Here is a 25,554-nt window from a genome sequence, read left to right on the forward strand (position 1 = left end):
AACTTTTTTATCTTCCCATATAAATCAACAATACGGAAATATCACTTGGTGACACTCCGCTTATTCTTGAAGCCTGAGAAATTGTTACAGGACGAATCTTGCTCAATTTTTGTTTTGCTTCAATCGACATTGATTTAATTTTATTGTAGTCGAAATTTTCCGGAATCTTCACTTCTTCTAAACGAGTTAGTTTATCAGCGTTGTTTCTTTCTTTTTCGATATATCCTGAATATTTTACCTGAATTTCTGCTTGCTCTAAAATTTCCTGATCTACATCATTCGATTCGATATACTCTTTTACTTTTTCAAATTTCAACATATCCTCCAAATCAATTTGCGGACGTGAGAAAACTTTAAACATTTTATCACCTTGCGTAATCGGAGCAGTTTCTTTTGCTTCGAGAATTGGATTTGTTTCTGCAACCGAAACACTCGTCTCTCTAAAGAAAGCAACCATCTTTTCAGATTCGTTTAATTTCTTTTCCATTCTGCGCAAACGAGCTTCAGAAGCCAAACCAATTTCATGTGACATTGGCGTTAATCTAAAATCGGCATTATCTTGACGCAACAAAGTTCTATATTCTGCTCTTGATGTAAACATACGATATGGCTCTTCCGTTCCTTTCGTAATCAAGTCGTCAATCAAAACTCCGATATAGGCTTCGTCACGTTTCAAAATTAACGGCGCTTTTTCGTGCACTTTTAAATGCGCATTTATTCCGGCCATCAAACCTTGAGATGCTGCTTCTTCATATCCTGTTGTTCCGTTTATTTGTCCGGCAAAATATAGACCTTCAACCAACTTTGTTTCCAAAGTATGTTTCAATTGTGTCGGCGGGAAATAATCATATTCGATCGCATAACCAGGACGGAAGAATTTCACATTCTCAAAACCTACAACAGAACGCAAAGCTTTAAATTGAATATCCTCCGGAAGCGAAGTCGAAAATCCGTTTACGTAAACCTCACAAGTATTCCACCCTTCCGGTTCAACAAATAACTGGTGGCGTTCTTTATCAGCAAAACGATTAATCTTATCTTCTATCGAAGGGCAATATCTTGGACCAAGACTTTTGATTCTTCCGTTGAACATCGGAGAACGATCAAAACCTTCTCTCAAAATATCATGAACATTCAATGACGTGTACGTCATGTAACAAGATCTTTGATTTGTTAGCGGAACGGTTAAATCCGAATAAGAAAACTTATCCGGTTTCGCATCTCCTTTTTCTTCGTTCATTTTCGAATAATCCAAAGAACGTCCATCAACTCGTGGTGGCGTTCCTGTTTTCATTCTTCCTGATTCAAATCCGGCTTTCACCAAATCTTCGGTAATTCCTGTTGCGGCACTTTCACCTGCTCTTCCTCCTCCAAATTGTTTTTCTCCAATATGAATCAAACCATTCAAAAAAGTTCCGTTTGTCAAGACAACCGATTTGGATCGAATCTCTACTCCTAGCGAAGTTCTGATTCCTTTTATCTTTCCGTCCTCGATAATCAATCCCTTTACCATCTCCTGATAGAAATCAAGATTTGGAGTTCCCTCCAGCATCATTCTCCATTCTTCAGCAAAACGCATTCGATCACTTTGAACTCTTGGCGACCACATCGCTGGTCCTTTTGACTTGTTCAACATTTTAAATTGAATTGCCGTGCGGTCGGAAACAATTCCCGAATATCCACCAAGTGCATCAATCTCACGCACTATTTGTCCTTTTGCAATTCCTCCCATCGCTGGGTTGCAAGACATCTGTGCAATGTTCTGCAGACTCATGGTAACCAATAAAGTTTTCGATCCCAAATTTGCGGCCGCTGCCGCGGCTTCAGATCCGGCATGACCTGCACCAACTACAATAACATCGTATTCTTCTAAAAACATTTTGTTTTATTATTCTCTGCAAACCGTTTAAGGCGATCCTCAGAATTATTTTTTCATTCTTTTGTTCCACGTGGAACGGCGCTAACGCGCAAAATTCAAACTCTTCAAGTTCAAAAAAACACAACCCAGAAACATCAAACACTTCCTAGATCACAAAAATCTGTTCCACGTGGAACAGATTAAAACATTATACTTTGACAAGTTCTCGACAAAATCTCCGAAACAAATTTTATGTTCCACGTGAAACACTCTTATTTATTTCAAAACCCAAGCTCTAAATCAATCCATGTTCCACGTGAAACATCTATCATTTGAAGTTTCAAAAAATCAAAACGGACTTTCAAAAATGTTTCACGTGAAACAAAATTATACGTTTTTCAAAACAAAAACATAAAACTTTTCACGTGGAACAATTCTATTATTTCAAACTTTAGATCAAATTATGTTTCACGTGGAACACAATTATTATCAATTTAAAGAGTGGTTTAATTACTGTTCCACGTGAAACATTGCAATCTTCTCATCCTCTTTTGAACGCATAAGTTCAGCTTCAGAATCACTTTTGTCTTTGTATCCACAATAATGAAGTATACCGTGAGCCAAAACTCTTTTTAATTCTTCTATAAAAGAAACATTAAAATCCTTAGCATTATCCTCTACTCTTTCAACAGAAACAAATATATCTCCGTTTAATTCATTACCAACTGTATAATCAAAACTGATAATATCTGTTAGTGTATCATGATTTAGATATTCTACATTTATCTTATGAAGATATTCATCATCACAAAAAATGTAATTTATCTCTCCTTCGTTTTTATTTTCAGATATGATTACAGCACTTAACCAATCAGCAAAGGCTTCTTCGTTGTCTAAAGTAAATTCGGTTTCGTAATTAAAATTGATCATTTTGTATTAAAATATTCTTGAACCTTTTGATTAAAATTCGAGCGCAAAGGTAGTGATTGTCTGTTTAATATCTCTACACTGTTTAAATAATCCAATAGTGAATTAGGTAACGCATTTGTTCTATTAGAAAATTCAGCTTTATTTGTTTCAGATTGTCGCTTTGTATCTTGCCCTTGTTGTTGAACTGCGTTGTTTAATTTTAATAATTCTTGTTGAATATTAAGGATACGTTGCAAGTTCTCATTCTTAAATCCTTTGTTTAAAAGTTGCTTTTCCGAAGCTTTCATCTGATCAATTACAGATCTTCCCTGAGAATCTAAACCTTGTTTGGCCAATTCTTTTTGTAATGCTTCACGAAGTTTTACTTGTTCTTTATAGATTTCCATAATAGCTTCTGCATCTCCTTCTCCGTCATCACCATCTTTTCCGTCATTTCCTTTGCCTCCATTTTTATCTCCTTTACCATCTTTTCCCTGACCACTTTTCCCTTGCCCCTCTTTTCCTTGTCCTTGTTTTCCATCTCCGGATTTACCTTGTTGTCCTTCGCCTGGTTTATCTCCAGGTTTGTCACCGGGTTTCATTCCTTCTTTCATTTTATCAGCAAGACCTTTTTGCTTTTGAATAATATCCGGTAATTGCATTCCTTGTCCGTCACCTGGTTTTGGTTTTCCTGCTACCGGTTTCGACATAGACATTTGCATATTATTTAATAAATCACTTAAAAAATCAGCCAATTTATTTGCAGAAGAAACAGCATATTGCTGGTGCGAAACTCCTTTAGGAACCTGAACATCGCTCAAAGTTTCAATCGCTTTATCAATATTGTATTGCACATTTCCTATTTCTTTGGTTACATCTTCGGCCACTTTTGGATTTCGAAGAGACAATGCAAACAAACTATCATCGACATGTTTAAACTGTTGTTTTAAATTTTGTTGAATTTTAATGTTCTTAGTGAAAGCAGAAGAACCTAATTTCATTGTTTTAAATTGCTTCATCACATCTTCCTGAGATAATGAATAAGCTAAAAGATTATCCAGGACCTGACGAAGCATTGCAACATCTTCTTCTAATTGTTCTTGCTCTCCGCCTTCCATACTTGAATCCATTTGCTCAGCCATACTTTTCATTTTCTTAGCTGCACTTTTTTGTTTTGGCTTAGCCGAAGAGGAATTCTTTTTACTCAATTCTTCAGAAGCTTTTTTCAAATCATCCTTAACATCTTTCTCTTTTGAAGCATCTGACGGAATATCCAAAGGTGCTTTTAAAGTCTTATTTTCTTCTTTCAGATCTTTTAAATCTTCCTGAATTTTATCAAAAGCTTTATTGATATCGTCTTGTTTGTCCTGTGTATTTTCTTTTTCTTTATTCGAAAGTTGCTCTTGTTGGTCTGCCAGCTTCTTTAATTTATCTGCAACTTGTTCTGCTTTTTTAGAAACATAAAAACGTTTGGTTAGTTCAACCAATTGCTCCAGATTACGAGATTGGTTCTTGCTGATTTGTTTGAACTTTTCCATCTTATCAAACAAATCTTCACTATTCAATTTGTCGTTTAAGTTCTTCAGTTCGTCCATCAACTTCTGATTTTTTTCTAAATCTTTCTCGGCATTATCCAAACGCTTTTGCAAATCATCAGCCGTTTTGTCTTTCTTTTCAGATTGAAATTTATCCAGATTCTTATTCATTTTCTCCGCAAATTGCTTCATCATTTCGTCTTGTTGTTTCTGACGTTTGATAAAATCATTTACCTTTTGCTGATCTTTGAACTCTAAATTTTCTTTCTCTTTTCCTGATTTCTGGATCTTATCCATTTCAGAAAATTGCTTGCTTTGATTCTTTAGCGATTTTTCTAAACTATTAATATTCGCATTTTGTTGTTGCAATTCTAAATCATGAATCTCATCTGTAGTTGAAACACGATCAGAAAAAACAGAAGACTTTGTACTCTTAAAACCATGTGGCGCATCATTATCAAAAACCTCAAAATAGTATTCGTAAGATACTCCCTCATGCACTGCAAGATTACTTGGAAAATTAAAAACAAACTGATCAAATACTCCTGACTTAACAGGTATTGTTCCACGCTTGGCAGTGTTAGGTTTGTTACGTTCATAATACACAACTTGCAATTTAGACAAACCATAATCATCTCCTAACCTACCCAAAACATAATTCTTATCCAGCTTTAAACTGTCCGGCGCTGGCGCAACATTGATCGTTGGATATTGATCTTTGATAACAGAAAGCTGATAATCCAGTTTTTCGTAATTTTTAATCTTATTATTCGAGGTAAGAATTTGATATTCTGTATTTTGACTGATATTTTTAGCTAATTTAAACTCATTTTCTGCCTTATTGAACTTAAAAGTTGAATTATCATCTTTCCAGACAATTTCCTGAGTCGATTGTGTATTCATTTTCCAGGTTACCAAAGTTCCTTCCGGTACGATTGCATTACCTGTTCCCTGAATAGTTTCTGATTTCTTTTTCAGGTAAGATGGAAAATTCAATACCATCTCGAAGTTGGCAATTGATGGAACTGTGATTACTTTCAATTCATATTCTTCAGATGAAACTGAATTTCCTTCAAAAGAAAACTCCACATTCGAAACTGGTTTTTCAATCTTGAACTCAAACTTTCCAGGTTGAGATGATTCCATAAAATAACTTTCGTTACCGATATGAATCATTACATTTTCCGGAACAACATTCCCAACTGATTCCATTTTGATAACGAAATCTTTGTTTTGTTCTGTTTGTAAATTAGCATTTAGAACTACAAATTTAAAAGGTGCCGGTGGTAAAAACGTAGCATTAAAATGTACTACTCTATTTAAACTTTGAGAAATGACATTGCTATTTCCTGAAATATAAAACACAGCAAAAAGCAAAATTGGAATGATTGCTAATGGCAAATACTTTTTATTGGTTTTAAAATTAATGGCATTTCCAAACGGAATTGGTTGCAATGAATTTGCTTTTTGCTCTATCGAAGCCAACATCAACTCTGAACTTTCTATCGAATTCTCAGACGCTGACAATTGCAAAAAGTTGGTTAGTTTATCACTTACTTCTGTAAAATGGTTTCCAATAATAGTCGAAGCCTGATTATAATCGATTCCTTTTTGAAGTTTGAACAACTTAAAAATTGGGAATAAAATAAATCGAAACAACAGAAAAAGTTCTACTGCTATAAATACCCAAAACAATAATGTTCTTCCTAATGGTTTTAACCAAAGAAAATATTCGATAAAAAGCGTAAACAGAAAGTACAATAATCCGAAACCAATAAAAAGAAGTGATCCTTTTATCAATTCGTTTGTATAATATTTCTTTATAAATGCTTCTAATTTTTGGTATATAGCAGATGTTGTTTTCAATGTGAATCTGTTTTATTTATAACCCATAAAAGTACTAATTTTAATTAGATAATTCTCAATGAGAAAATTAGTCAATTGATATACAAACAAGACTTTACTAATTAGAAAATGATCAATTAGATAATTAAAAAATTGAACTACAGGAAAATATTATCCTGTTAAACTTCTCGTATAATTAATAATGGTAATTAAAAAATTAAGCCAGAAACAAGACAATTATCTAATTGAACACATTTTCTAATTCTCTAATTAGAATTGTATCTTTGTAACAAAATTTAAACAAATGTCAAAGCAAGTTCGTGTGCGTTTTGCACCAAGTCCAACAGGACCTTTACATATTGGCGGAGTTCGTACTGCCCTATTTAATTATTTATTTGCCAAAAAAAACAATGGTGTTTTTTATCTAAGAATTGAAGACACAGATCAGACTCGTTTTGTTCCCGGTGCCGAAGCTTATATTATGGAAGCACTAGAATGGTTAGGAATTTCTCCTGAAGAAACTGTTGGGAAAAATGAAAAATTTGGTCCGTACAGACAAAGTGATCGTAAGGAATTGTACCAAACTTATGCTGATCAACTGATCACTTCTGGTTGGGCATATTATGCTTTTGATACTCCGGAAGCTCTTGATGCTTTAAGAAAAGAACAAGAATCGGAAGGAAAAACATTTATTTACAATCATACCATTCGTGAAAAGTTAGATACTTCTTTGGTAATTTCTGCTGAAGAAGTTGCTAAAAGAATTGCAAATGGAGAACATTATGTGATTCGTTTTAAAACTCCGGTTGACGAAACTTTACACTTAAAAGATATTATTCGTGGTGATGTAAAATTCGAAACTAGTTTACTTGATGATAAAGTCTTATTTAAAAGTGACGGAATGCCAACTTACCATTTAGCCAATATTGTTGATGATCATTTGATGGAAACTTCACACGTAATTCGTGGTGAAGAATGGTTGCCATCGATGCCACTTCACGTTTTATTATACAGAGCTTTTGGTTGGGATGCTCCTGAATTTGCACATTTACCTCTGATTTTAAAACCAATTGGTAACGGAAAATTATCTAAAAGAGATGGAGATAAATTAGGATTTCCTGTGTTTCCGTTAGAATGGAAAACTGAAGAAGGTATTTCATCAGGTTACAGAGAGAAAGGATTTTTTCCGGAAGCGGTTGTAAACTTCTTGGCTTTGTTAGGTTGGAATGACGGAACTGATAAAGAATTATTTTCATTAGAAGAATTAGTTGAAGCTTTTGACCTGAACAGAGTTCATAAATCCGGAGCAAAATTTGATCCTGAAAAAAACAAATGGTTCAATCACCAATATTTGATCAAACAAAATAATGAAGATTTAGCACCAAGCTTCACTCCTGTTTTGGTAGAAAAAGGTGTTGATATTTCTAAATTTGACATCACAAGAATTGTTTCTTTAATTAAAGAAAGAGCTCATTTTGTTTCTGAATTTTGGGATTTGACTGATTTCTTTTTCCAGGCGCCAACATCATATGATGAAAAAGCAAGCAAAAACTGGAAGGAAGAAACTCCAACTTTGATGCAGGAATTGATTTCGGTTCTTGAAAATATAGAAGATTTTACTTCTGTAAATATTGAAACCATCGTAAAAGATTGGTTGACTAAAAACGAAATTGGAATGGGCAAAGTTATGCAACCTTTCCGTTTAAGTTTGGTTGGAGCATTAAAAGGTCCTCACCTATTTGATATTGTTGAAATCATCGGAAAAGAAGAAACCATTTCTAGAATTCAGAAAGCGATTTCAACTTTATAATATTTTACCATTAAGATATTAAGTTCATAAAGCTTGGCTTAATTTTTCTTAATGTCTCAAAAAATAAAACGCTAATACACATTGATAAAATGTTGTTAGCGTTTTTTTTATGTTTAAAAAAATTGAAATTGGCAGAATATTCGTAATTTACCAGATCATAAAAACTAAATCAATATCATTATGGGTACAGCATTTATTATCCTTTTAGTCTTAGGATTTTTTATTTTAATGTCTTCCTTCTTTACTGTAAAACAACAATCATCAGTAATTATAGAAAGATTTGGAAAATTTCACAGCGTGAGAAATTCAGGATTGCAATTAAAAATTCCGATTGTTGACAGATTGGCCGGACGTGTAAATCTAAAAATTCAACAACTTGATGTGATCATCGAAACCAAAACCAAAGACAACGTTTTCATCAAAATGAAAGTTTCGGTTCAGTTTAAAGTTATTCAGGAAAAAGTATATGATGCTTTTTATAAACTAGAATATCCGCACGATCAAATTACAGCTTATGTTTTTGATGTAGTTCGTGCCGAAGTTCCTAAACTAAAACTGGATGATGTTTTTGAAAGAAAAGATGATATCGCGATTGCAGTAAAAAGAGAATTGAATGAAGCCATGACTACTTACGGATATGACATTATCAATACTTTGGTAACCGATATTGATCCGGACATTCAGGTAAAAAATGCAATGAACAGAATTAACGCTGCTGACAGAGAAAAAACAGCTGCTGAATTTGAAGCTGAAAGTTCAAGAATCAGAATCGTTGCAAAAGCAAAAGCTGAAGCAGAAAGTAAACGTTTACAAGGACAAGGTATTGCAGATCAACGTCGTGAAATTGCAAGAGGACTTGTAGAAAGTGTTGAAGTTTTAAATAATGTGGGTATTAATTCTCAAGAAGCTTCTGCCCTGATTGTAGTAACTCAACATTATGATACTTTACAAGCTATTGGTGCAGATGCCAATTCTAATCTAATCTTGTTACCAAACTCTCCTCAAGCCGGAAGCGATATGCTAAATAATATGGTTGCATCGTTTACAGCATCAAACCAGGTTGGTGAAATGATGAAGAAAAACAATAAGAAAGTGGTAAAACCAAAACCAATTCAGCCTCAATCTGGTTATGAAGATGATATCTTACCAGAATCAGGACAATAACATAAAACAAAAAAGAGGCTTATTTGCCTCTTTTTTTATTGATAAACCAATTGATAATATAGGGTAAAATCGATTGTAAAATTTGTGGATATGATCTGGTGAAATATTCTTTATAAGAAGAAAAAACTCCACTAAAAATATTTTGTGGCGTGATTGATTCTTTTGTTTTTTGAAAACTCAAAACCAATTTCTGGTAATTTATTTCTTTCTCCAGTTTCAGAATTTCTAAATCTCTTTCGATTTCTGCGTATGATGAGTATTTTTTATTTTCCATAATTAGTCATTAAAAAAGATTTCTGAAAATTTTTCTAATATAGGACCTTCGACAACTTTATCTTTTAAGAAGAAAAGTAAAATTGTAAATACTAAATAGATCCCTCCTACTGCCAAAAATCCAAGTGCGTTACTTTCAAATAAAGATCCAAAAGCATAAGCTGCAGCAAAAGATCCAAAAATCATCACCATACTAAAACACAATAAAATCAAAGTAAATTTAAAAATTAAAGTTGTCGATTTCATGGCAACCTTAAATCCCCAAAGTTTATAGTAAGCTAAATGACTGTCCAGATAAACTTTAGCCTGATCCTGAATATTTTCGGTGTTTTCTTTTAATTCTTCAAAAGCCATAATTGTAATTTTAATTTAAAAAAAAGAAGCACAAAACTCATGATTCAACAATTGTATTTGATTATTCTAAAATTAAAATAACCAAAACGATCATCAAAATCACATTAAGCTTTGTGCTTCCTGGATTATTATTTTTGAAGTTTAGCGTTTTGCGCTTTTAAGTCGGCTAATTTAGATTCCAAAAAACCAATAACTTCCTCAGTTTTGTAACTCATATTCGAAAGTAACTCTCCATAAGTTCCGTCTAAATTTTCTTTTGCTTTTGTAAATTTTTCACGTAGAACTTCAGAACTAGCTGAAAGTGAATCTTGCAAATTATGTTTCGCATCATCTAAACCTTCTTTAAGTTTAGCACGGGTTTTTGATCCTTTGTCCGGAGCAAATAAAATTCCGATTGCTGCTCCTACTGCAGCACCAGCTAAAATTGCTGCAACTGTATTTACGTTTTTTGACATAATATTAAAATTTAAATGAATAATAAAGGTACTCTTTTTTTGAATTATAAAATATTGGTTAATTGTAATTTAATTAAAATTAACAATAAATTTAATACACGTAAGCTACAGCTTCGTACTTACCATCTGCTTTTTCGACAATACTTACAAACGGATATCCGCTTGAGGCAGATTGTGTTTTGATTCTCATTGCAGTCTGGTTTTTATTTGCAATTGGCGGTTCACCTTTTGTCTTTGTCGAGACTCCTGAAAAATTAGCCACTTGTTTTAAACCTATTGTCTTGTCCTGAGATAAAACAGTTACGAATTTATAATCTGATTTTGAATCTACTATTACTTTATCAGAAACTTTTTGTGTTTGATTGGATTGTTTATTGGTAATTTTTGCAACGGCATATTTACTAATTTTATGTTCTTCGGCACTTCCGTTAAAAGAATAGTAAACCAAATCATTTTCGATTTTTATAAAATTAACATCCACTTCTTCACCATTGTGTTTTGTAATTTGGTGTGTTTGAGAAATTGCAACATTTGCAAATAAAATTGCTAGCGTAAAAAATAAAGTTTTCATAATATTAAAATTTAAGGATTAAAATTGTTCTTGTCAAAACGAAAGACAAAATTTCTAATTCCTTATAAAATTAATTTCATGAAATTTTTAAATTATGAATTACCTCCTGAAAAATACTTTTACGCTAGAAGTATTATCAAAATACAATCATAATTACAATCGACCATAAAACCAATCTTTAGAATTCAGATTTAGAATTGACTCTAAAACCAAAAATTATTCATTTTTAAATTTTAGAAAAATTCAGATTCGATTCTTAAGTGTTATTAGAAATTTGACACTTTAGATTTGACCTTTGGATAAAAATAGCAACTTTATAAACAATTGTATGTTAACAACCCGTTAAACTAAGAAAAAGGAGCGCAAAAACTTAAATAAAGCCTAAAAATAAACAATAATTCAAAAGATGATTAATGACATGGAAGAAGTAAAAAATCAGCTTAAAATCAATTTATGAAGGTCTTTTTTAATTATATTCATCTATTAAAATTGTATTTCATATAGTTTTAATAAATAATAATTAAAAACTTAAATAAAATAAATTACAATAGTTTTAATTGATAAATAAAAAACTATAGAATTTTAAAAAATGAATCAATAAAATTAAAATTTGAAATTATGTCCGAAATAAATCATCATTTTTTCTCTCTGGAGAATTACCCGCAAAAAGATAGTAAAATAAGGTAAAATGAGGCAAAAATTAAAATAAAGACTTTTAATTAATGATTTTTCAAAAGATGATTAATGAGTTAAAAGAAACAAAAAAGTAGCTTAAAATTAATTTATAAAAGCCACTTTTAATCGTTAAAAATTATAAAATTTAAAATTTATATAGTTTTACTTTATAATAATTAAAAACTACGTTTATATAATTAATAATAGTTAAAATTGATTTTATAACGAATCATTTAAAATTTAATCAAAATAAAATGTTTGAAATTATCAATTCCTTGTCGAATAGGATCAGCCTTTGAGTTTATAAACAATTGTATGTTAACAACCCGAAAAACAAGCTAAAACTATCCCGAAAATTAAAATAAAAGCCTCTGTTTAATGATTTTTTAAAAGATGATTAATGAGGTGAAAGAATTAAAAAAATAGATTAAAATCAATTTATGAAAGCCGTTTTTAATCTAGTAAATCTATAAAAATATAACTTTTAATAGAAAAAGTAAATAATAAAAAAAGCGCTTATAAAAAGCGCTTTTTGATAGATTATAATGATATTAGATTTTTACCATTTCCTTAAGAAGTTCAATTTCTCTCTCGGATGCATTTTTTGGAGGATTTGAAAAAGCTTTCAAAATATCATCCTGAAATTGGTTTCTTAAACTTTCATTTTCTAAATCTCTTAAATTTAAAAGTGCTTTAGATCGAACATAAGTCGACTCACTTCTAAGAGACATTGTATATAATTTTTTGATATCCTCTTCTTCAAAATCCTTAGATTTCAAAATTGAATATTTTAAAATAAATTGAGCAAATAACAATGAACCTTTATTATTGTTAATATTCTTCTTTAATGAATTTTGCAATAAAGAAAAACTTGAAACATTTTTAATGCTCTCCCCTATTGCACTTTCAATTGCAATACGTTCCGGTTTAGTCTCAACTTTAAAATATTTGTTGATATCTTTTAAAGAATTATTGATGCTGTTTTCTTCCTTTTTACCTTTTTCTTCCCAAGCATCTTTCAATCCAACTGTTTTGTTAAACACTAATTTTGAAGGAGTTGAATCTTTATCAACAGTAAAATAACCTAAACGTTGAAACTGAAATTTATCTTCATTTTGAACTGTTGATAAACTTGGTTCAACATATCCCGTGATGATTTCTAATGAATTTGGATTTACAAAATCTAAGAAATTTTTCTCTTTATAACTGTCCGGAGCTTCATCTGTAAACAAACGATCGTACATACGAACTTCTGCTTCAATTGCATGCGAAATAGAAACCCAATGTAATGTTCCAGACACTTTTCTTTGACTTGCTTCTGTCCCGCTTCCGCTTAAAGAATCGGTATCATAAGTTACATGAATCTCTGTAATATTTCCTTCAGCATCTTTCATAACACTTTCTCCTTTAATGATATACGCATTTTTAAGACGTACTTCTTTTCCTAAAGTCAAACGGAAAAACTTTGCTGGAGCTTCTTCAAGAAAGTCTTCTCTTTCGATATATAATTCACGAGAAAAAGGCACTTTTCTGAAACCTGCATTTTCATCTTCCTGATTATTTTCGGCTTCAAGCCACTCTTCTTTTCCTTCACGATAATTTGTAATTACCAATTTTACAGGATCTAAAACAGCCATTACACGAGGTGCAATTTTGTTCAAATCTTCACGAATACAAAATTCTAAAACCGATACATTGATTAAATTATCACGTTTTGCAATTCCGGTTGTATTGGCAAAATTACGCAAAGATGCAGCTGTATAACCACGTCTTCTTAAACCTGAAATGGTAGACATTCTTGGATCATCCCAACCGTTAACATGCTTTTCTTTAACAAGTTGCTGTAATTTTCTTTTACTAACAACAGTATGTGATAAGTTACGTCTGGCAAATTCTCTTTGCTTTGGACGCAGTTTATTATCCTCTAAAATCTGATCTAAAAACCAATCGTATAATTCACGATGAGGCAAGAATTCAAGTGTACAAAATGAATGTGAAATCTCTTCTAAATAATCACTTTGTCCGTGTGCCCAATCGTACATTGGATAGATCTTCCAGGTATCACCGGTTCTATGGTGATGTTTGTGCAAAATTCTGTACATGATAGGATCACGCATCAACATATTGGTTGATTTCATGTCTATTTTTGCACGAAGAATGTGAGTTCCAGCCTCAAATTCACCGTTTTTCATTCTTTCGAATAAATCTAAATTTTCTTCAACAGAACGATTTCTGTACGGAGAATCAGTTCCTGTTGTAGACGGAGTTCCTTTTTGAGTGGCCATATCTTCAGAAGACTGACTATCAACATAAGCTTTATCTTTTTTAATTAATAAAACTGCCCAATCGTATAATTGTTGAAAATAATCTGATGCATAACGTTCTTCTGCCCAGCTATACCCCAGCCATTCAACATCTTTTTTAATTGCATCAACAAATTCCTGTTCTTCTTTTTCAGGGTTTGTATCATCAAAACGTAAATTCACAGGAGATTGATAATCAATTCCTAAACCAAAATTTAATGCAATAGAACTTGCATGACCAATGTGTAAATAACCATTAGGTTCTGGTGGAAAACGAAAATGAAGTTTACTTTGCGAGAGACCTGATTTAAGATCTTCTTCTATGATTTGTTCAATAAAATTGAGTGATTTATCTTCTGATGCCATTATTTTATAGTAATTTTAGCAAAGATAAAAAAAAGGTTTCAGGTTTCAGGTTTAAAGTTATTTAAGTCGCGCAAAACATGAAACGTTAAACCTGAAACTAAAATTAATTTAATTAGTATTTTTGTATAAATTTAGAATTATGAGACAATTAACTGTTACAATTCCAGACGATTTTTACGAAACTTTTATTAGTTTTTTTAAACATATTCCTGATGTATCTATAGATGAAAATGTTGAGAATGAAATTCCATTATGGCAGCAAGAAATGGTTCTAGATCGTATAAAAAATGCCAAACCAGAGGATTATATCGATGCCGATGTGGCTTTAGAAAATTTAAAAAATAAATATGGTTTTTAAAGTTTTAATAGTAAAAAGAGCCGATTTAGAAATTGAAGAAGCTCTTTTATACTATGAAAATATTAGAAAAGGTTTGGGAGAAAAATTTCTTTTAGATTACAAAGATCATTTAAAAACACTTTACAATTTTCCTCTTTTTGAGAAAAAATACAACATTGTTCGCACTTTACCTTTAAAGAAATTTCCTTACACTATCCACTTTACAGTTGATGAATTAGAAAAAATTGTTTCTATTCAAGCTGTAACTTGCAACTATCAAGATCCAAATACTACAAGAATAAAATTATAAAATGGGAGTAATTAAACTAAAAAACATCCGTACTTTTTCGTACCACGGATGTATGATTGAAGAAGGAAAAATTGGATCTGATTATACTGTTGATCTAAAAATTAAAACAAATTTGCAAAAATCAGCTCAAACGGATCACCTTGCAGACACAGTTGACTATGTACATTTGAACAAAATTGTTACTGAAGAAATGGCCATTCGTTCGCATTTATTAGAGCATGTAGCCAAAAGAATCAATATTCGAGTGTTGGCAGAGATAGAAACTGCACAAAAAACAACAGTTTGGGTTTCTAAAATAAATCCTCCTATTGGTGGTGATGTTGAATCAGTTACTATAAAAATGAGCGAAATCAGAGCTTAATTCTTTAAATTAAAAAGCTATTTTTTAAAAATAGTTACTTTTAAACTTTTGAAATTTAAAGATTTTAGTTACTTTTGCCATCCGTTCAAGTAATGGCGTCGTGGCCGAGCGGCTAGGCTGGGCTCTGCAAAAGCTCCTACTCCGGTTCGAATCCGGACGATGCCTCTAAAAGAGATACAGAAATGTGTCTCTTTTTTTTGTGCTTAATTTTTAGAAAAAATTAAATAAAGTTTATGTTCGAATCCAGATAATATCTCTAAAAGAGATACAGAAATGTGTCTCTTTTTTTGTGCTAATTTTTAAAAAAAATTAGATTAAAGATTATGTTCGAATCCGGACGATACCTCTAAAACCTTCAAATTGCTTTGAAGGTTTTTTTTATGACTAATTTTTAGAAAAAATTAGATTAAAGATTACGTTCGAATCCACACAATGTCTCTAAAAAACTTCGTAGAAATATCTCTTGTATATAACTTTTTCACAATCTTGTCATCTCGAGGAACGAGAGATCACACGAGTGACTTTACAATGATTGACGATTTTGTTTGCGGAATTACTAGTGTGATTCTTCGTTCCTCAGAATGACAAAGTGGAGTCAAGTTTGTCAAAGTTTAAAACTTTGACAAAGTTCTATCACTACGAATGTTATAAACATAAAAAAACCTCTGAAATTCAGAGGTTTAATTTTATAATTTTGAGTTATTAACAACTACTTATCTATTTTCTCAAAGGCATTTCGTACCATTTCTTTTTCTTTTGGAAACCAACCCTGAGTTATTAACACAAGACCAAAAACCATTAAAACTATACTAATTCCTTTTTTGATTTTTAGAATGTTAGTAGGTGTCATTTTTGACTTTAACTGTTTGGCTAATAATATTTTAATACAATCTACTAATAAATAAGTAATAATAACAGCCGTAAAAAAAGTAAACATTCTAGAGTTTTGCATTTCTAGTTTTGGTCCTACAGAAATGATCACTGCTAACCAAAAACCTAATACACCAATGTTGATAACGTTCAGTAAAAAACCTTTTACAAACAAACTACCATAGTTTCTTTTGATGATATCACGATCGATTTCTTCATCATCAATTTTTTCTTCATTTCTTAATCTTACGAAAGAAATTATACCGTAAGCCAGCATAATAATTCCGCCAAAAATAAAGAGTGCCGGTTTATCTTTTAAACTCTGAATTAATCTGTAACTTCCTAAATACGCAATTGCTATAAAAAAAATATCACCTAATACGACTCCAAGATCAAAAACTATGGCAGCTCTGAATCCTTTTGTAATACTGGTTTCTAGTAGTATAAAAAATACCGGACCTACCATAAAACTTAAAAAAAGTCCCCATGGCAGTCCAGCCAAAATATCATTTATCATTCAAATACGATTTCTTATTTTACTTCTTCTATTTTACCTCCAAAAACCGTTTTTTGATTAATTTGTTTCGGTTTTCCATAAATGTAAATAGAGCCTCCTGCGCTTACTTTTGCATCTACTAAGGTCGAAGCATTCACATCTGCTTTTCCTCCCGCAGAAACGCTTACTTTAGTCTGAGACGTGGCTAATTTACTTCCTAAGAAATATCCGCCAGCTCCTAAACTTGCATCAAGGTTATCTGCTTTACCAGTTGCTGTAATTTCTCCACCAGAAACTGAACTCACTTTAAGTTTATCAACATCCAAAGCTACATTGATTTTAGCACCTTCCTGTGCACTAACTTTAAAAGAAGTGGCTTTTATAGCTTCTGTGCTTGTAACATCGGCACCTTCATTAGCATCAATTAATTCGATATGTTTATAATACAAAGTTACCTGAAGATCGTTTCCTGACAAAAGCTTAGGAAAAGGCATTCTTAATTTTAATATTCCGTTTTTATTAACAGCTTCCAGCTCTGCTTCTCTTGTTCCTTTTATAACAAGTTTATTTTCAGATGACTGAACTAATTTTACACTTAATTTATCGAATACTTTAACCGTATCAAAATCACCTAACTCTTTGGTAACCTGACCAAAAGACATTTGAACAAATAAAATTGCCGCTCCTATAATTAACTTTTTCATACTTTTATTTTTATAATTAAACCTCTATTCTGCTCTTCTTAAAAAATGAAAATCCAGTTGTTTTTTGACTAAATCGGCATTTTTAACTTTTACATATATTTCATCTCCTAGTTGTAAAATACTGTTTGAAGTCGCTCCAACTAATGCATATTGCTTTTCATCGAAAGTATAATAATCATCTTTTATTTCTCTGATTCTTACCATTCCTTCGCATTTGTTAGACACGATTTCAACATAAATTCCCCACTCGGTAACACCGGAAATAACACCAAGGAATTCTTCGTCCTGATGATCCTGCATGTATTTAACCTGCATGTATTTAATACTATCACGCTCAGCATTTGTTGCTAAACTTTCCATATTCGAACAATGTAAACACTTTGTTTCGTAAACTTCCTCATCTACAGAAGCGCCATTATCTAAATAATATTGCAGCAAACGGTGTACCATAACATCCGGATAACGACGAATTGGCGAAGTAAAATGGCTGTAATAATCAAAAGCTAAACCATAATGGCCAATATTCTCTGTAGAATATTTGGCTTTACTCATACTTCTAATTGCAAGAGTATCAATTAAGTTTTGCTCTTTTTTACCATTTACTTCTTCCATCAAAGCATTCAATGATTTCGAAATATCTCCTTTGTTTCTAAAATCTATTTTGTAACCAAATTTAGCAATTACGGTTTGCATCGCAATTAATTTATCTTCGTTTGGTTCATCGTGAATCCTGTAAACAAATGTTTTCTTTTGTTTCCCAATGTATTCAGCCACTTTTCTATTGGCCAAAAGCATAAATTCTTCAATAAGATGATTTGCATCTTTAGAAACTTTAAAGTAAACTCCTTCTGGTTCTCCTTCGGCATCAAGATTAAATTTCACTTCAACTTTATCAAAAGAAATAGCACCATTTTGCATTCTTTTCTTTCTTAGAATCTTAGCTAATTCATCTAATTTTAAAGTAGCATTTGTTATTTCATCAGAAACGGTATACGATTCTCCGGTAATTGAAATATCAACCGGAATTGTACTGTCTTTTGTTTCAATGATATATTGCGCTTCTTCGTATGCAAATCGTTGATCTGAATAAATTACTGTTCTACCAAACCATTGGTTAATAACTTGTGCATTTTCTGAAACTTCAAAAATAGCCGAGAATGTATATTTCTCTTCATTTGGACGTAACGAACATGCAAAATTAGATAAAACTTCCGGAAGCATTGGCACTACTCTATCAACTAAATAAACCGAAGTTGCACGTTGATAGGCTTCATCATCCAGGATTGTTCCTTCTTCAAGATAATACGAAACATCGGCAATGTGAATACCAATTTCGTAATTTCCGTTTTCTAACTTTTTGAAAGACAAGGCATCATCAAAATCTTTTGCATCTTTGGGATCTATCGTAAACGTAAGTGTATCACGCATATCACGACGTTTTGCAATCTCTGATTCCTGAATCGAAGTATCTATTTTTTGTGCATAAACCTCTACTTCTACCGGAAAATCTGATGGTAAACCGTATTCAGCCAGAATAGCATGAATCTCTGTATTGTGTTCTCCTGGTTTTCCTAAAACTCTAATCACTGATCCAAACGGACTATCGGCTCTTTTTGGCCAATCTTCGATGGTAACTAAAACAACGTCACCATTTTCTGCTTCTCCAATTTTATCCTTTGGAATAAAAATATCCGTATACATTTTAGGATTTGCTGTAGATACAAAAGCAAAATTGGCCTGAATATCTATTACTCCTACGAATTCTGTTTTTTTTCTTTCTACAACTTCAATTACCTCACCTTCAGGTCTTTTCCCTTTTCTTCGGTTATAAACATAAACTTTTACTTTGTCTTTGTCTAAAGCACGATTCAAATTATTGGTTGGGATAAATACATCTTCGCTAAAATCAGGACAAATAAAATAAGCCGTTTTTCTGCTGGTCATATCAATTGTTCCTTCGTAATAATCCTGACTCTCTGCTTTTACTAAATACTTACCAGGTTCAGTTTCTATAATTTTCTTTGAAGCAGCCAGAATTTTTAAATCTTTTATAATCTGGTTTCTGCTTTTTGTATCATCAAGTTCGAGCTTTGCTCCTATCTGTTTGTAATTAAATGCTTTATTAGGACTTTGCGATAAAATTTTTATTATTTTACTTGAGAAATCTTTCTCGTTTTTTATCGGCTTTCTAATTTTCTTACTCATATATCTTTTCTTAAAAAGTTAAAATTACAAATAAGATATCAGATTATAGATTTTAACAAATAAATTATTAAAAATATAACTTTCGTATCTTTACAAAAAGACCCTTTATGGAAAGCTTTAAAACCATTGCCATATTCAATTATCAGCACGAAACAGTCGTTCTAAAGCACTTATTAGAGCAAGAAGAGATTCCGTATTATTTTGAGAACGAAATGACCTTATCTGTCGTCCCAATGTACACCACAGCGCTGGGCGGAATCAAACTTAAAGTTCATCCAAACGATTTCGAAGAAGTTCAGCAAATCTTAGACAATCTTAATAACCCACTTAAAATTGTTTAAACTCATCTAATTTTTCAATTTCAAGATTTTTTTTCTTTTCAAATTTTTCAAAGTTGTCAACATATATTAAATACAACAAAAAGAAAAATTTAAATTAAATTAATTTTTGTTTGTTATTATAGCTTGTTAATATGTGCTATAAATTTATTTTTAAAAGCATTGAAATGAAGTTTCTCTTAGTTATCTTGAGTTATCAACATACTTATATTTTGTTAAACGATTAATTTCTAAGACTTTTTGCATTTTAATTAACAACGGTTAACAACCAAAAATATATTCATTTTGTAGATAAGTTCATATGTTGATATTTGTTGAAAATGGCATTTTTGATATTGATAACTTTTCCAAAAATTCCTCAAACTTTATTAGGTTATTTCATTCCGGTTTTGGATTAGGTTTTTTTTCGACACAACCAAAAAAAACTTCTAATTTTCTATCCGAACTTATTAACAAATAATGTTAACTTAAAGTTAATTGAATATCAACGAATTAGCTTTTGCTATTAACATTATAAAATTTTAACAAAATTCCTGATTATTATTTATTGATTATGAGATACTTACAACGTTGTTAATAATGTTAATAAGTGTTAATGTTTTGATATAAAGCCAGTTGTAATCTTATGTTTTTTGCAATCAATTTTACGAATGTACGCGAATTTTAATTGTTTTGTTTTGAGCAGGATTTAAAACTAACGATGAAAAAGAAATTAGTGAAAATTAGTGAAATTCGTGGCAAACATTTATTAAATGAGTAAATTTGTACTACACAACTTAATAGTATAGAAAAAATGAAAATTTCGATAGGAAATGACCACGCAGGACCAGAATATAAAAAAGCAATTGTTGAAATGCTTAAAGCAAAAGGATATGAAGTAACTAATTATGGTACAGATACAGATGCTTCTGTTGATTATCCGGATTTTGGTCATCCGGTTGCGAATGATGTATCTGAAGGTAAAGCTGATTTTGGAATCGTCATCTGCGGAAGCGGAAACGGAATTGCAATGACTGTTAATAAACACCCTAAAGTTAGAGCGGGCTTATGCTGGACTAAGGAAATTGCTTATTTAACTCGTTTACATAACGATGCCAATATTGTGAGCATTCCGGCGCGTTTTACATCGATCCCACAAGCGGTAGAAATTGTTGAAACGTTCCTGACAACTGCTTTTGAAGGCGGAAGACACCAAAACAGAGTAAATAAAATTGCTTGTCAGTAAAAGTCAAAAAAACCGGTGCTTCGCACCAATAAAAAAATAGTGAACCGGGCGGATTTTTTAAATTCATCCGGTTTTTTGTTTAATTAGCTTAAATTCAGTTAATTATAAGGTTATCAGCATTGTTAATATCTGTAATTTTATAAGCTAATTAGTTAAAATTCAAGAAATTAAAAAGATGTTCACGTTGTTAATAAACATTAGAACAGCAATTAAAATTTGAATAAAAACGATTGCAGAGAATTTTATAATAAAAGAGGATTTTCTCGTTTTATGTTTAAAGAAAAGCATAGCTGTTAATAAACCTATTGTTCCGCCAATTGCTTCAAGGAAAAACAGTGTATTTTCAGGAATTCTGCGTTTATTTTTTTTGGCTTGATTTTTATCATAACCGGCGAGAATAAAAACGAAGATATTTACAAATAAAAAATACAGTAATAAAACTTTCATAGGCTAAAAATTAAAAACAAAGATATTATTTTAGCCGAGTGATTGATAATCTGTTTATGGTTTTAAAAGACAGATTATCTCATTTTGTAATCAAGAAATTATTTCATTAAAAGTATGACTAATATTCAATTCATTGCCAAGACTGTTCAAACAGCAGCGATTAATATTCAAAACACGGTTAAATTATTAGACGAAGATTGTACTATTCCGTTTATTTCGCGTTACCGAAAGGATACAACCGGAAATCTTGATGAAGTTCAGATCGAGCAAATTGCAAAACTTCATAAAGAATATGAAGCGATTGTAAAACGTAAAGAAGCAGTTCTTAAATCGATCGAAGAACAAAAATCGCTTACACCTGAATTGAAACAGAAAATTGAGCAAAGCTTTGATTTACAAGAAATAGAAGATTTTTATCTTCCTTATAAAAAGAAGAAAAAAACAAAAGCAGATGTTGCGCGCGAATTTGGTTTAGAACCTTTGGCAAAAATTATCATGTCTGAAAATGATGTTGATGTTGATTTTATTTCGACACAATATCTTAATGAAAATGTTATTAATGAAGAAGCAGCGATGCAAGGCGCACGTGATATTGTTGCCGAATGGATTAACGAAAACATTTATGTTCGTAAACAATTAAGACGCTTATATCAACGAAAAGCAACGATTGGAACCAAAGTTGTAAAAAAGAAAGCCGAAGAAGAAGGAGCACAAAAGTTCAGTCAGTATTTTGATTGGGAAGAGCCTTTGACAAAAGCGCCTTCACATCGTTTATTAGCAATGCTTCGTGCAGAAAACGAAGGTTTTGTTAAGATGAAAGTTGATGTTGATATCGACGAAGCTTATGATGTTATTGACGAAATAATCATTAAAAAACAAAATAGTACAACAGCACATTTGCAATTAGCGATTGAAGATAGTTACAAACGATTACTGAATCCGGCGATTGGAAACGAAACGTTGCAGGAAGCCAAAGCTAAAGCTGATGCCAATTCGATTCAGGTGTTTGCGAACAATTTAGGTCAGTTATTATTAGCGCCGCCTTTGGGCGAAAAACGAATTTTGGCAATTGATCCAGGATTTAGAAGTGGTTGTAAAGTGGTTTGTCTGGACGAAAAAGGCGATTTATTATACAACGAAACCATTTATCCGCATGCGCCTCAAAATGAGGAAACCATGGCGATTAAGAAAATCCGTTCGATGGTAAACGCGTATCAAATTGATGCCATTTCTATTGGGAACGGAACGGCTTCTAGAGAAACGGAATTTTTCATAAAAAAAATTGCGTTTGATAAACCGCTGCAAGTTTTCATCGTTTCTGAAGCTGGAGCTTCGGTATATTCAGCTTCAAAAATTGCAAGAGAAGAATTCCCTAACTATGATGTAACGGTTCGTGGATCAGTTTCTATCGGGCGTAGACTTTCAGATCCTTTAGCCGAATTGGTTAAGATTGATCCAAAAGCAATTGGAGTAGGGCAATACCAACATGATGTTGATCAAACTAAACTTAAAGAAGAATTAGATAATACTGTAATTCGTTGCGTGAACTCGGTTGGTATCAATATCAATACAGCAAGTAAGCACTTATTAAGTTATGTGAGTGGAATAGGAGAGAAGCTGGCTGAAAATATCGTACAATACCGTTCAGAAAATGGTCCGTTTGAAGATAGAAAACAGCTGAAAAAAGTGCCTCGATTGGGCGAGAAAGCATATCAGCAAGGAGCGGCTTTTATCAGAATTTCCAATGCTAAAAATCCGCTGGATAATTCGGCGGTACATCCGGAAGCTTATCCGGTTGTTGAAAAGATGGCAAAAGATTTGAAACTTTCGGTAAACGACTTAATTGCAAATAAAGAGAAAACAGCCCTAATTAAGGCCGAAAATTATATTACACCTGAAATTGGTTTACTTACATTAAAAGACATCATAAAAGAACTTGAAAAGCCTGGATTAGACCCAAGAAAGTCTGCTAAGGTTTTTGAATTTGATGCGAATGTAAAATCAATCAAAGATTTAAAAACCGGAATGATTTTACCTGGAATTGTTAATAACATCACCAATTTTGGTTGTTTTGTTGACATCGGAATCAAAGAAAGCGGATTAGTTCACATTTCGCAACTAAAAGCTGGTTTTGTAAGCGATGTAAACGAAGTGGTAAAATTGCATCAGCATGTTGACGTAAAAGTTACTGAAGTTGATGAAGATAGAAAGAGAATTCAGTTGACAATGGTACTTTAAAAAATTCCAAAAAATAAATTCCAAATTCCAAAATTGGAAAGTAGAAATAAAAAACTCCCAAATTATAATATATAATTTGGGAGTTTTGGTTTTTATAAATCACTTCAAAATCACTTTTTTAGTCACACTTTTAAAATCATCATTGGATATTTTTATTAAATAAATTCCGGAAGATTGATTGGCTAAATTGATTTCTGTATTTTCATTTGTTGTTTTTTGCTGATGAATAATGCTTCCTGAAGGAGAAATTACAGAAATGGTAGATTGCTGAGGGGCATGAACAGTAAATTGATCAGCACTCGGATTTGGGAAAAGTGTAACAGTAGACTTTTCTAAATCAAAATCTCCAGTAGATAAATTGCCCGTTGGCGGCAGATAAAAATTACCTGTCAATAAAAAAGAATACAATGTTTTTAATGTATGATTAAAATAACTGTTGGGTTCATTTAAGTTATTTAAGTCACTATAAGAAGCATCTAAATGTGCCTGATTTTCACCCGCCATTGCTGCACAGGCAAATGCACCCACAAAAGTAGCATTATGCCATTGCCCGTTTAAAGATCCGTTTTGGTTGTAGCCGTCTTTGATATTGGCAGATCCGCCAAGATTTATGCGTACAAAATCAGATGATTTTTTGGCGTAAGCCTTTGCATCAGCATTTCCATACCATAAATAATCAACAGCAATACGCCATGGAGTTCTTGCAGCATCATAAGTATACGCTTTTCCTTCTCTATTGTACCCATTGGCTGAAGCTATAGTAGAATAAGCGCCAGATGCCTGACACCAGTCAGAAACTAACCCACCAACAGCATTATTTACAGTTAAGTTATTGTTGATAATGGTATAAGATTTTGCAGCAACCTGATTCCAAAAAGTGACATCATTTGAAAAAGTTCCAAAAGCTCTGTAATAGGCTGGCGAAAAATAAGAGGGATTTGTAATTTGGCTTCCGCCGAATTGATCTCCAGGCTTTAAAACAAAAGTATTGGCTTCAATTTCATGAGATTTTATAGTAGCAATCAATGTTTGCGCGTCACTTTTATAATTTAAAGTTCCGTTACTTGCCCATTGATAATCGGCAACAATAAGCGCAAAGGCAGCGTCAAGTTCTGCATCTGTCGCACCATTTGCACCATTTATTCCAGAACAGCCGTTAATTTTCCAGTTCATTACACCATTAAAATTTACATTGTCTTTATAATACAACCAAAGACCATCAAACAATGTTTTATCGGCGGCATAAACAGCAAGTAGCATTCCGTAACCAATTCCTTCAGAAACAGTTTGCGAAGGATCGTCAAATTTTACTCTGAATCGGCCATTCGAACAGCTTGTAACAAAATTATCTTTCCAGATTTTATAATTATTTTGTGCATCGAGAGCATTTTTGTTTGATGCCATTAGGCCATTTGTAAATACTACATTGGCAGGAAAGGGTTGCTTTTGTGCATAACTTTTGAGACACAAAAAAGCAACAGTAATAAGAAGTAGGTTTTTCATTATTATTGTTATTTGATTTAGGGACTCTAAAAGTAAGTTTTTTTAGATAAAATAAAAACCCCAAACTACATCGTAATTTGGGGTTTTATAATAAGGATATAATTTCTTATTTAATTTCTTCCTCTTCTTTTTTAGCAGAAGGTGCAGGAGGGGTTTGATCGTCTTTAGCAGCGTTCTTAAATTCTTTAATTCCACTTCCTAAACCTTTCATTAATTCCGGAATTTTTTTACCTCCAAAAAGTAATATCACAATACCTACTATTACAAGGATTTCTGTAAGACCTAATCTTCCCATGATTGTATATTTAATGCCGAAGCAAATTATGTTCTAATTTTATGCAAATGTATATAGAAATATACGAAGAAGAAGTGTTTTTGGATTAAAATATTAGTTTCCGGTAG

General features: G+C 31.9%; 22 protein-coding genes and 1 tRNA gene. 9 read left to right on the forward strand and 14 right to left on the reverse strand.

What is annotated here, in order from left to right; genetic code table 11:
- Positions 1–7: 7 nt before the first annotated feature.
- The 3 genes from mnmG to L0669_RS05120 form a co-directional block, all read right to left on the reverse strand.
- Positions 8–1,879: a tRNA uridine-5-carboxymethylaminomethyl(34) synthesis enzyme MnmG gene (mnmG, locus tag L0669_RS05110; RefSeq protein WP_263761810.1), complete on the reverse strand. Its 1,872-nt coding sequence runs from the start codon at positions 1,877–1,879 to the stop codon at positions 8–10.
- A gap of 489 nt (positions 1,880–2,368) precedes the next feature.
- Positions 2,369–2,788: an rRNA maturation RNase YbeY gene (ybeY, locus tag L0669_RS05115; protein WP_263761812.1), complete on the reverse strand. Its 420-nt coding sequence runs from the start codon at positions 2,786–2,788 to the stop codon at positions 2,369–2,371.
- Positions 2,785–6,168: a DUF4175 family protein gene (locus L0669_RS05120; protein WP_263761814.1), complete on the reverse strand. Its 3,384-nt coding sequence runs from the start codon at positions 6,166–6,168 to the stop codon at positions 2,785–2,787. The genes ybeY and L0669_RS05120 overlap by 4 nt, the downstream gene beginning before the upstream one ends.
- A gap of 283 nt (positions 6,169–6,451) precedes the next feature.
- On the opposite strand from L0669_RS05120, the gene gltX reads away from it, so the two are divergent.
- Both gltX and L0669_RS05130 read left to right on the forward strand, forming a co-directional pair.
- Entirely contained in the window at positions 6,452–7,957 is a 1,506-nt protein-coding gene (gltX, locus tag L0669_RS05125; RefSeq protein ID WP_263761816.1) for a glutamate--tRNA ligase, read from the forward strand.
- Between the two features lie 180 nt (positions 7,958–8,137).
- On the forward strand, positions 8,138–9,121 hold the full coding sequence (locus L0669_RS05130) for an SPFH domain-containing protein (protein WP_263761818.1): 984 nt from the start codon (positions 8,138–8,140) through the stop codon (positions 9,119–9,121).
- A 19-nt stretch (positions 9,122–9,140) separates the two neighbouring features.
- Here the strand turns inward: L0669_RS05130 and L0669_RS05135 are convergent, their stop codons facing one another.
- From L0669_RS05135 to L0669_RS05155, 5 genes are all read right to left on the reverse strand, one after another.
- On the reverse strand, positions 9,141–9,395 hold the full coding sequence (locus L0669_RS05135) for a DUF6327 family protein (RefSeq protein ID WP_173973360.1): 255 nt from the start codon (positions 9,393–9,395) through the stop codon (positions 9,141–9,143).
- 2 nt (positions 9,396–9,397) lie between these two features.
- Positions 9,398–9,748: a competence protein gene (locus tag L0669_RS05140; RefSeq protein WP_173973361.1), complete on the reverse strand. Its 351-nt coding sequence runs from the start codon at positions 9,746–9,748 to the stop codon at positions 9,398–9,400.
- A 128-nt stretch (positions 9,749–9,876) separates the two neighbouring features.
- Entirely contained in the window at positions 9,877–10,203 is a 327-nt protein-coding gene (locus L0669_RS05145) for a YtxH domain-containing protein (protein WP_173973362.1), read from the reverse strand.
- Positions 10,204–10,294: 91 nt separating this feature from the next.
- Positions 10,295–10,774, reverse strand: coding sequence for a hypothetical protein (locus L0669_RS05150; RefSeq protein ID WP_263761820.1), 480 nt, complete (start codon positions 10,772–10,774; stop codon positions 10,295–10,297).
- Between the two features lie 1,226 nt (positions 10,775–12,000).
- Entirely contained in the window at positions 12,001–14,118 is a 2,118-nt protein-coding gene (locus L0669_RS05155; protein ID WP_263761822.1) for a glutamine--tRNA ligase/YqeY domain fusion protein, read from the reverse strand.
- Positions 14,119–14,257: 139 nt separating this feature from the next.
- On the opposite strand from L0669_RS05155, the gene L0669_RS05160 reads away from it, so the two are divergent.
- The 4 genes from L0669_RS05160 to L0669_RS05175 all read left to right on the forward strand — a co-directional run bounded on the left by L0669_RS05160 (position 14,258) and on the right by L0669_RS05175 (position 15,291).
- Positions 14,258–14,476 (forward strand): hypothetical protein, encoded by a 219-nt coding sequence (locus L0669_RS05160; protein ID WP_263761824.1) that lies wholly within the window; start codon positions 14,258–14,260, stop codon positions 14,474–14,476.
- Positions 14,466–14,765 carry a hypothetical protein gene (locus tag L0669_RS05165; protein ID WP_263761826.1) on the forward strand — a complete coding sequence of 100 codons (300 nt, stop codon included), beginning with the start codon at positions 14,466–14,468 and terminating at the stop codon, positions 14,763–14,765. Before L0669_RS05160 ends, L0669_RS05165 begins: the two co-directional genes overlap by 11 nt.
- Before the next feature lies 1 nt (position 14,766).
- On the forward strand, positions 14,767–15,126 hold the full coding sequence (gene folB / locus L0669_RS05170; RefSeq protein WP_263761828.1) for a dihydroneopterin aldolase: 360 nt from the start codon (positions 14,767–14,769) through the stop codon (positions 15,124–15,126).
- A gap of 94 nt (positions 15,127–15,220) precedes the next feature.
- Positions 15,221–15,291 (forward strand) — tRNA-Cys (locus L0669_RS05175).
- A gap of 544 nt (positions 15,292–15,835) precedes the next feature.
- Here L0669_RS05175 and L0669_RS05180 read toward each other — a convergent pair.
- From L0669_RS05180 to rnr, 3 genes are read right to left on the reverse strand one after another with little or no spacing between them, the layout of a single operon-like run.
- On the reverse strand, positions 15,836–16,513 hold the full coding sequence (locus L0669_RS05180) for a LysE family translocator (RefSeq protein ID WP_173972621.1): 678 nt from the start codon (positions 16,511–16,513) through the stop codon (positions 15,836–15,838).
- A gap of 14 nt (positions 16,514–16,527) precedes the next feature.
- Entirely contained in the window at positions 16,528–17,196 is a 669-nt protein-coding gene (locus L0669_RS05185) for a head GIN domain-containing protein (protein WP_173972622.1), read from the reverse strand.
- A 24-nt stretch (positions 17,197–17,220) separates the two neighbouring features.
- The gene (gene rnr, locus L0669_RS05190) at positions 17,221–19,401 is read right to left on the reverse strand and encodes a ribonuclease R (RefSeq protein ID WP_263761829.1); all 2,181 of its coding nucleotides are present in this window, start codon (positions 19,399–19,401) and stop codon (positions 17,221–17,223) included.
- Positions 19,402–19,508: 107 nt separating this feature from the next.
- Between rnr and L0669_RS05195 the strand changes: the two genes are divergently transcribed.
- On the forward strand, positions 19,509–19,742 hold the full coding sequence (locus L0669_RS05195) for a DUF2007 domain-containing protein (RefSeq protein WP_263761832.1): 234 nt from the start codon (positions 19,509–19,511) through the stop codon (positions 19,740–19,742).
- Positions 19,743–20,532: 790 nt separating this feature from the next.
- Positions 20,533–20,964, forward strand: coding sequence for a ribose 5-phosphate isomerase B (gene rpiB, locus L0669_RS05200; protein WP_173972625.1), 432 nt, complete (start codon positions 20,533–20,535; stop codon positions 20,962–20,964).
- 159 nt (positions 20,965–21,123) lie between these two features.
- Here rpiB and L0669_RS05205 read toward each other — a convergent pair whose 3' ends face one another.
- The gene (locus L0669_RS05205) at positions 21,124–21,411 is read right to left on the reverse strand and encodes a DUF1294 domain-containing protein (protein ID WP_263761833.1); all 288 of its coding nucleotides are present in this window, start codon (positions 21,409–21,411) and stop codon (positions 21,124–21,126) included.
- 114 nt (positions 21,412–21,525) lie between these two features.
- On the opposite strand from L0669_RS05205, the gene L0669_RS05210 reads away from it, so the two are divergent.
- The gene (locus L0669_RS05210; RefSeq protein ID WP_263761835.1) at positions 21,526–23,649 is read left to right on the forward strand and encodes a Tex family protein; all 2,124 of its coding nucleotides are present in this window, start codon (positions 21,526–21,528) and stop codon (positions 23,647–23,649) included.
- 99 nt (positions 23,650–23,748) lie between these two features.
- Here the strand turns inward: L0669_RS05210 and L0669_RS05215 are convergent, their stop codons facing one another.
- Together L0669_RS05215 and L0669_RS05220 are read right to left on the reverse strand one after the other, a co-directional pair.
- Entirely contained in the window at positions 23,749–25,152 is a 1,404-nt protein-coding gene (locus L0669_RS05215) for a glycosyl hydrolase family 8 (RefSeq protein WP_263761836.1), read from the reverse strand.
- Positions 25,153–25,258: 106 nt separating this feature from the next.
- Positions 25,259–25,447, reverse strand: a complete 189-nt coding sequence (locus L0669_RS05220; RefSeq protein WP_173972071.1) for a Sec-independent protein translocase subunit TatA/TatB — start codon at positions 25,445–25,447, stop codon at positions 25,259–25,261.
- Positions 25,448–25,554 lie beyond the last annotated feature (107 nt).

This window comes from Flavobacterium bizetiae, assembly GCF_024271895.1.
Taxonomy (GTDB): domain Bacteria; phylum Bacteroidota; class Bacteroidia; order Flavobacteriales; family Flavobacteriaceae; genus Flavobacterium; species Flavobacterium bizetiae.

Excerpts from the sequence above, each read along its gene's own strand:
- mnmG (WP_263761810.1), bottom strand. The coding sequence starts at position 1,879 with ATGTTTTTAGAAGAATACGATGTTATTGTAGTTGGTGCAGGTCATGCC.
- ybeY (WP_263761812.1), bottom strand. The coding sequence starts at position 2,788 with ATGATCAATTTTAATTACGAAACCGAATTTACTTTAGACAACGAAGAA.
- gltX (WP_263761816.1), top strand. The coding sequence starts at position 6,452 with ATGTCAAAGCAAGTTCGTGTGCGTTTTGCACCAAGTCCAACAGGACCT.
- L0669_RS05130 (WP_263761818.1), top strand. The coding sequence starts at position 8,138 with ATGGGTACAGCATTTATTATCCTTTTAGTCTTAGGATTTTTTATTTTA.
- L0669_RS05135 (WP_173973360.1), bottom strand. The coding sequence starts at position 9,395 with ATGGAAAATAAAAAATACTCATCATACGCAGAAATCGAAAGAGATTTA.
- L0669_RS05140 (WP_173973361.1), bottom strand. The coding sequence starts at position 9,748 with ATGGCTTTTGAAGAATTAAAAGAAAACACCGAAAATATTCAGGATCAG.
- L0669_RS05145 (WP_173973362.1), bottom strand. The coding sequence starts at position 10,203 with ATGTCAAAAAACGTAAATACAGTTGCAGCAATTTTAGCTGGTGCTGCA.
- L0669_RS05150 (WP_263761820.1), bottom strand. The coding sequence starts at position 10,774 with ATGAAAACTTTATTTTTTACGCTAGCAATTTTATTTGCAAATGTTGCA.
- L0669_RS05155 (WP_263761822.1), bottom strand. The coding sequence starts at position 14,118 with ATGGCATCAGAAGATAAATCACTCAATTTTATTGAACAAATCATAGAA.
- L0669_RS05160 (WP_263761824.1), top strand. The coding sequence starts at position 14,258 with ATGAGACAATTAACTGTTACAATTCCAGACGATTTTTACGAAACTTTT.
- L0669_RS05165 (WP_263761826.1), top strand. The coding sequence starts at position 14,466 with ATGGTTTTTAAAGTTTTAATAGTAAAAAGAGCCGATTTAGAAATTGAA.
- folB (WP_263761828.1), top strand. The coding sequence starts at position 14,767 with ATGGGAGTAATTAAACTAAAAAACATCCGTACTTTTTCGTACCACGGA.
- L0669_RS05180 (WP_173972621.1), bottom strand. The coding sequence starts at position 16,513 with ATGATAAATGATATTTTGGCTGGACTGCCATGGGGACTTTTTTTAAGT.
- L0669_RS05185 (WP_173972622.1), bottom strand. The coding sequence starts at position 17,196 with ATGAAAAAGTTAATTATAGGAGCGGCAATTTTATTTGTTCAAATGTCT.
- rnr (WP_263761829.1), bottom strand. The coding sequence starts at position 19,401 with ATGAGTAAGAAAATTAGAAAGCCGATAAAAAACGAGAAAGATTTCTCA.
- L0669_RS05195 (WP_263761832.1), top strand. The coding sequence starts at position 19,509 with ATGGAAAGCTTTAAAACCATTGCCATATTCAATTATCAGCACGAAACA.
- rpiB (WP_173972625.1), top strand. The coding sequence starts at position 20,533 with ATGAAAATTTCGATAGGAAATGACCACGCAGGACCAGAATATAAAAAA.
- L0669_RS05205 (WP_263761833.1), bottom strand. The coding sequence starts at position 21,411 with ATGAAAGTTTTATTACTGTATTTTTTATTTGTAAATATCTTCGTTTTT.
- L0669_RS05210 (WP_263761835.1), top strand. The coding sequence starts at position 21,526 with ATGACTAATATTCAATTCATTGCCAAGACTGTTCAAACAGCAGCGATT.
- L0669_RS05215 (WP_263761836.1), bottom strand. The coding sequence starts at position 25,152 with ATGAAAAACCTACTTCTTATTACTGTTGCTTTTTTGTGTCTCAAAAGT.
- L0669_RS05220 (WP_173972071.1), bottom strand. The coding sequence starts at position 25,447 with ATGGGAAGATTAGGTCTTACAGAAATCCTTGTAATAGTAGGTATTGTG.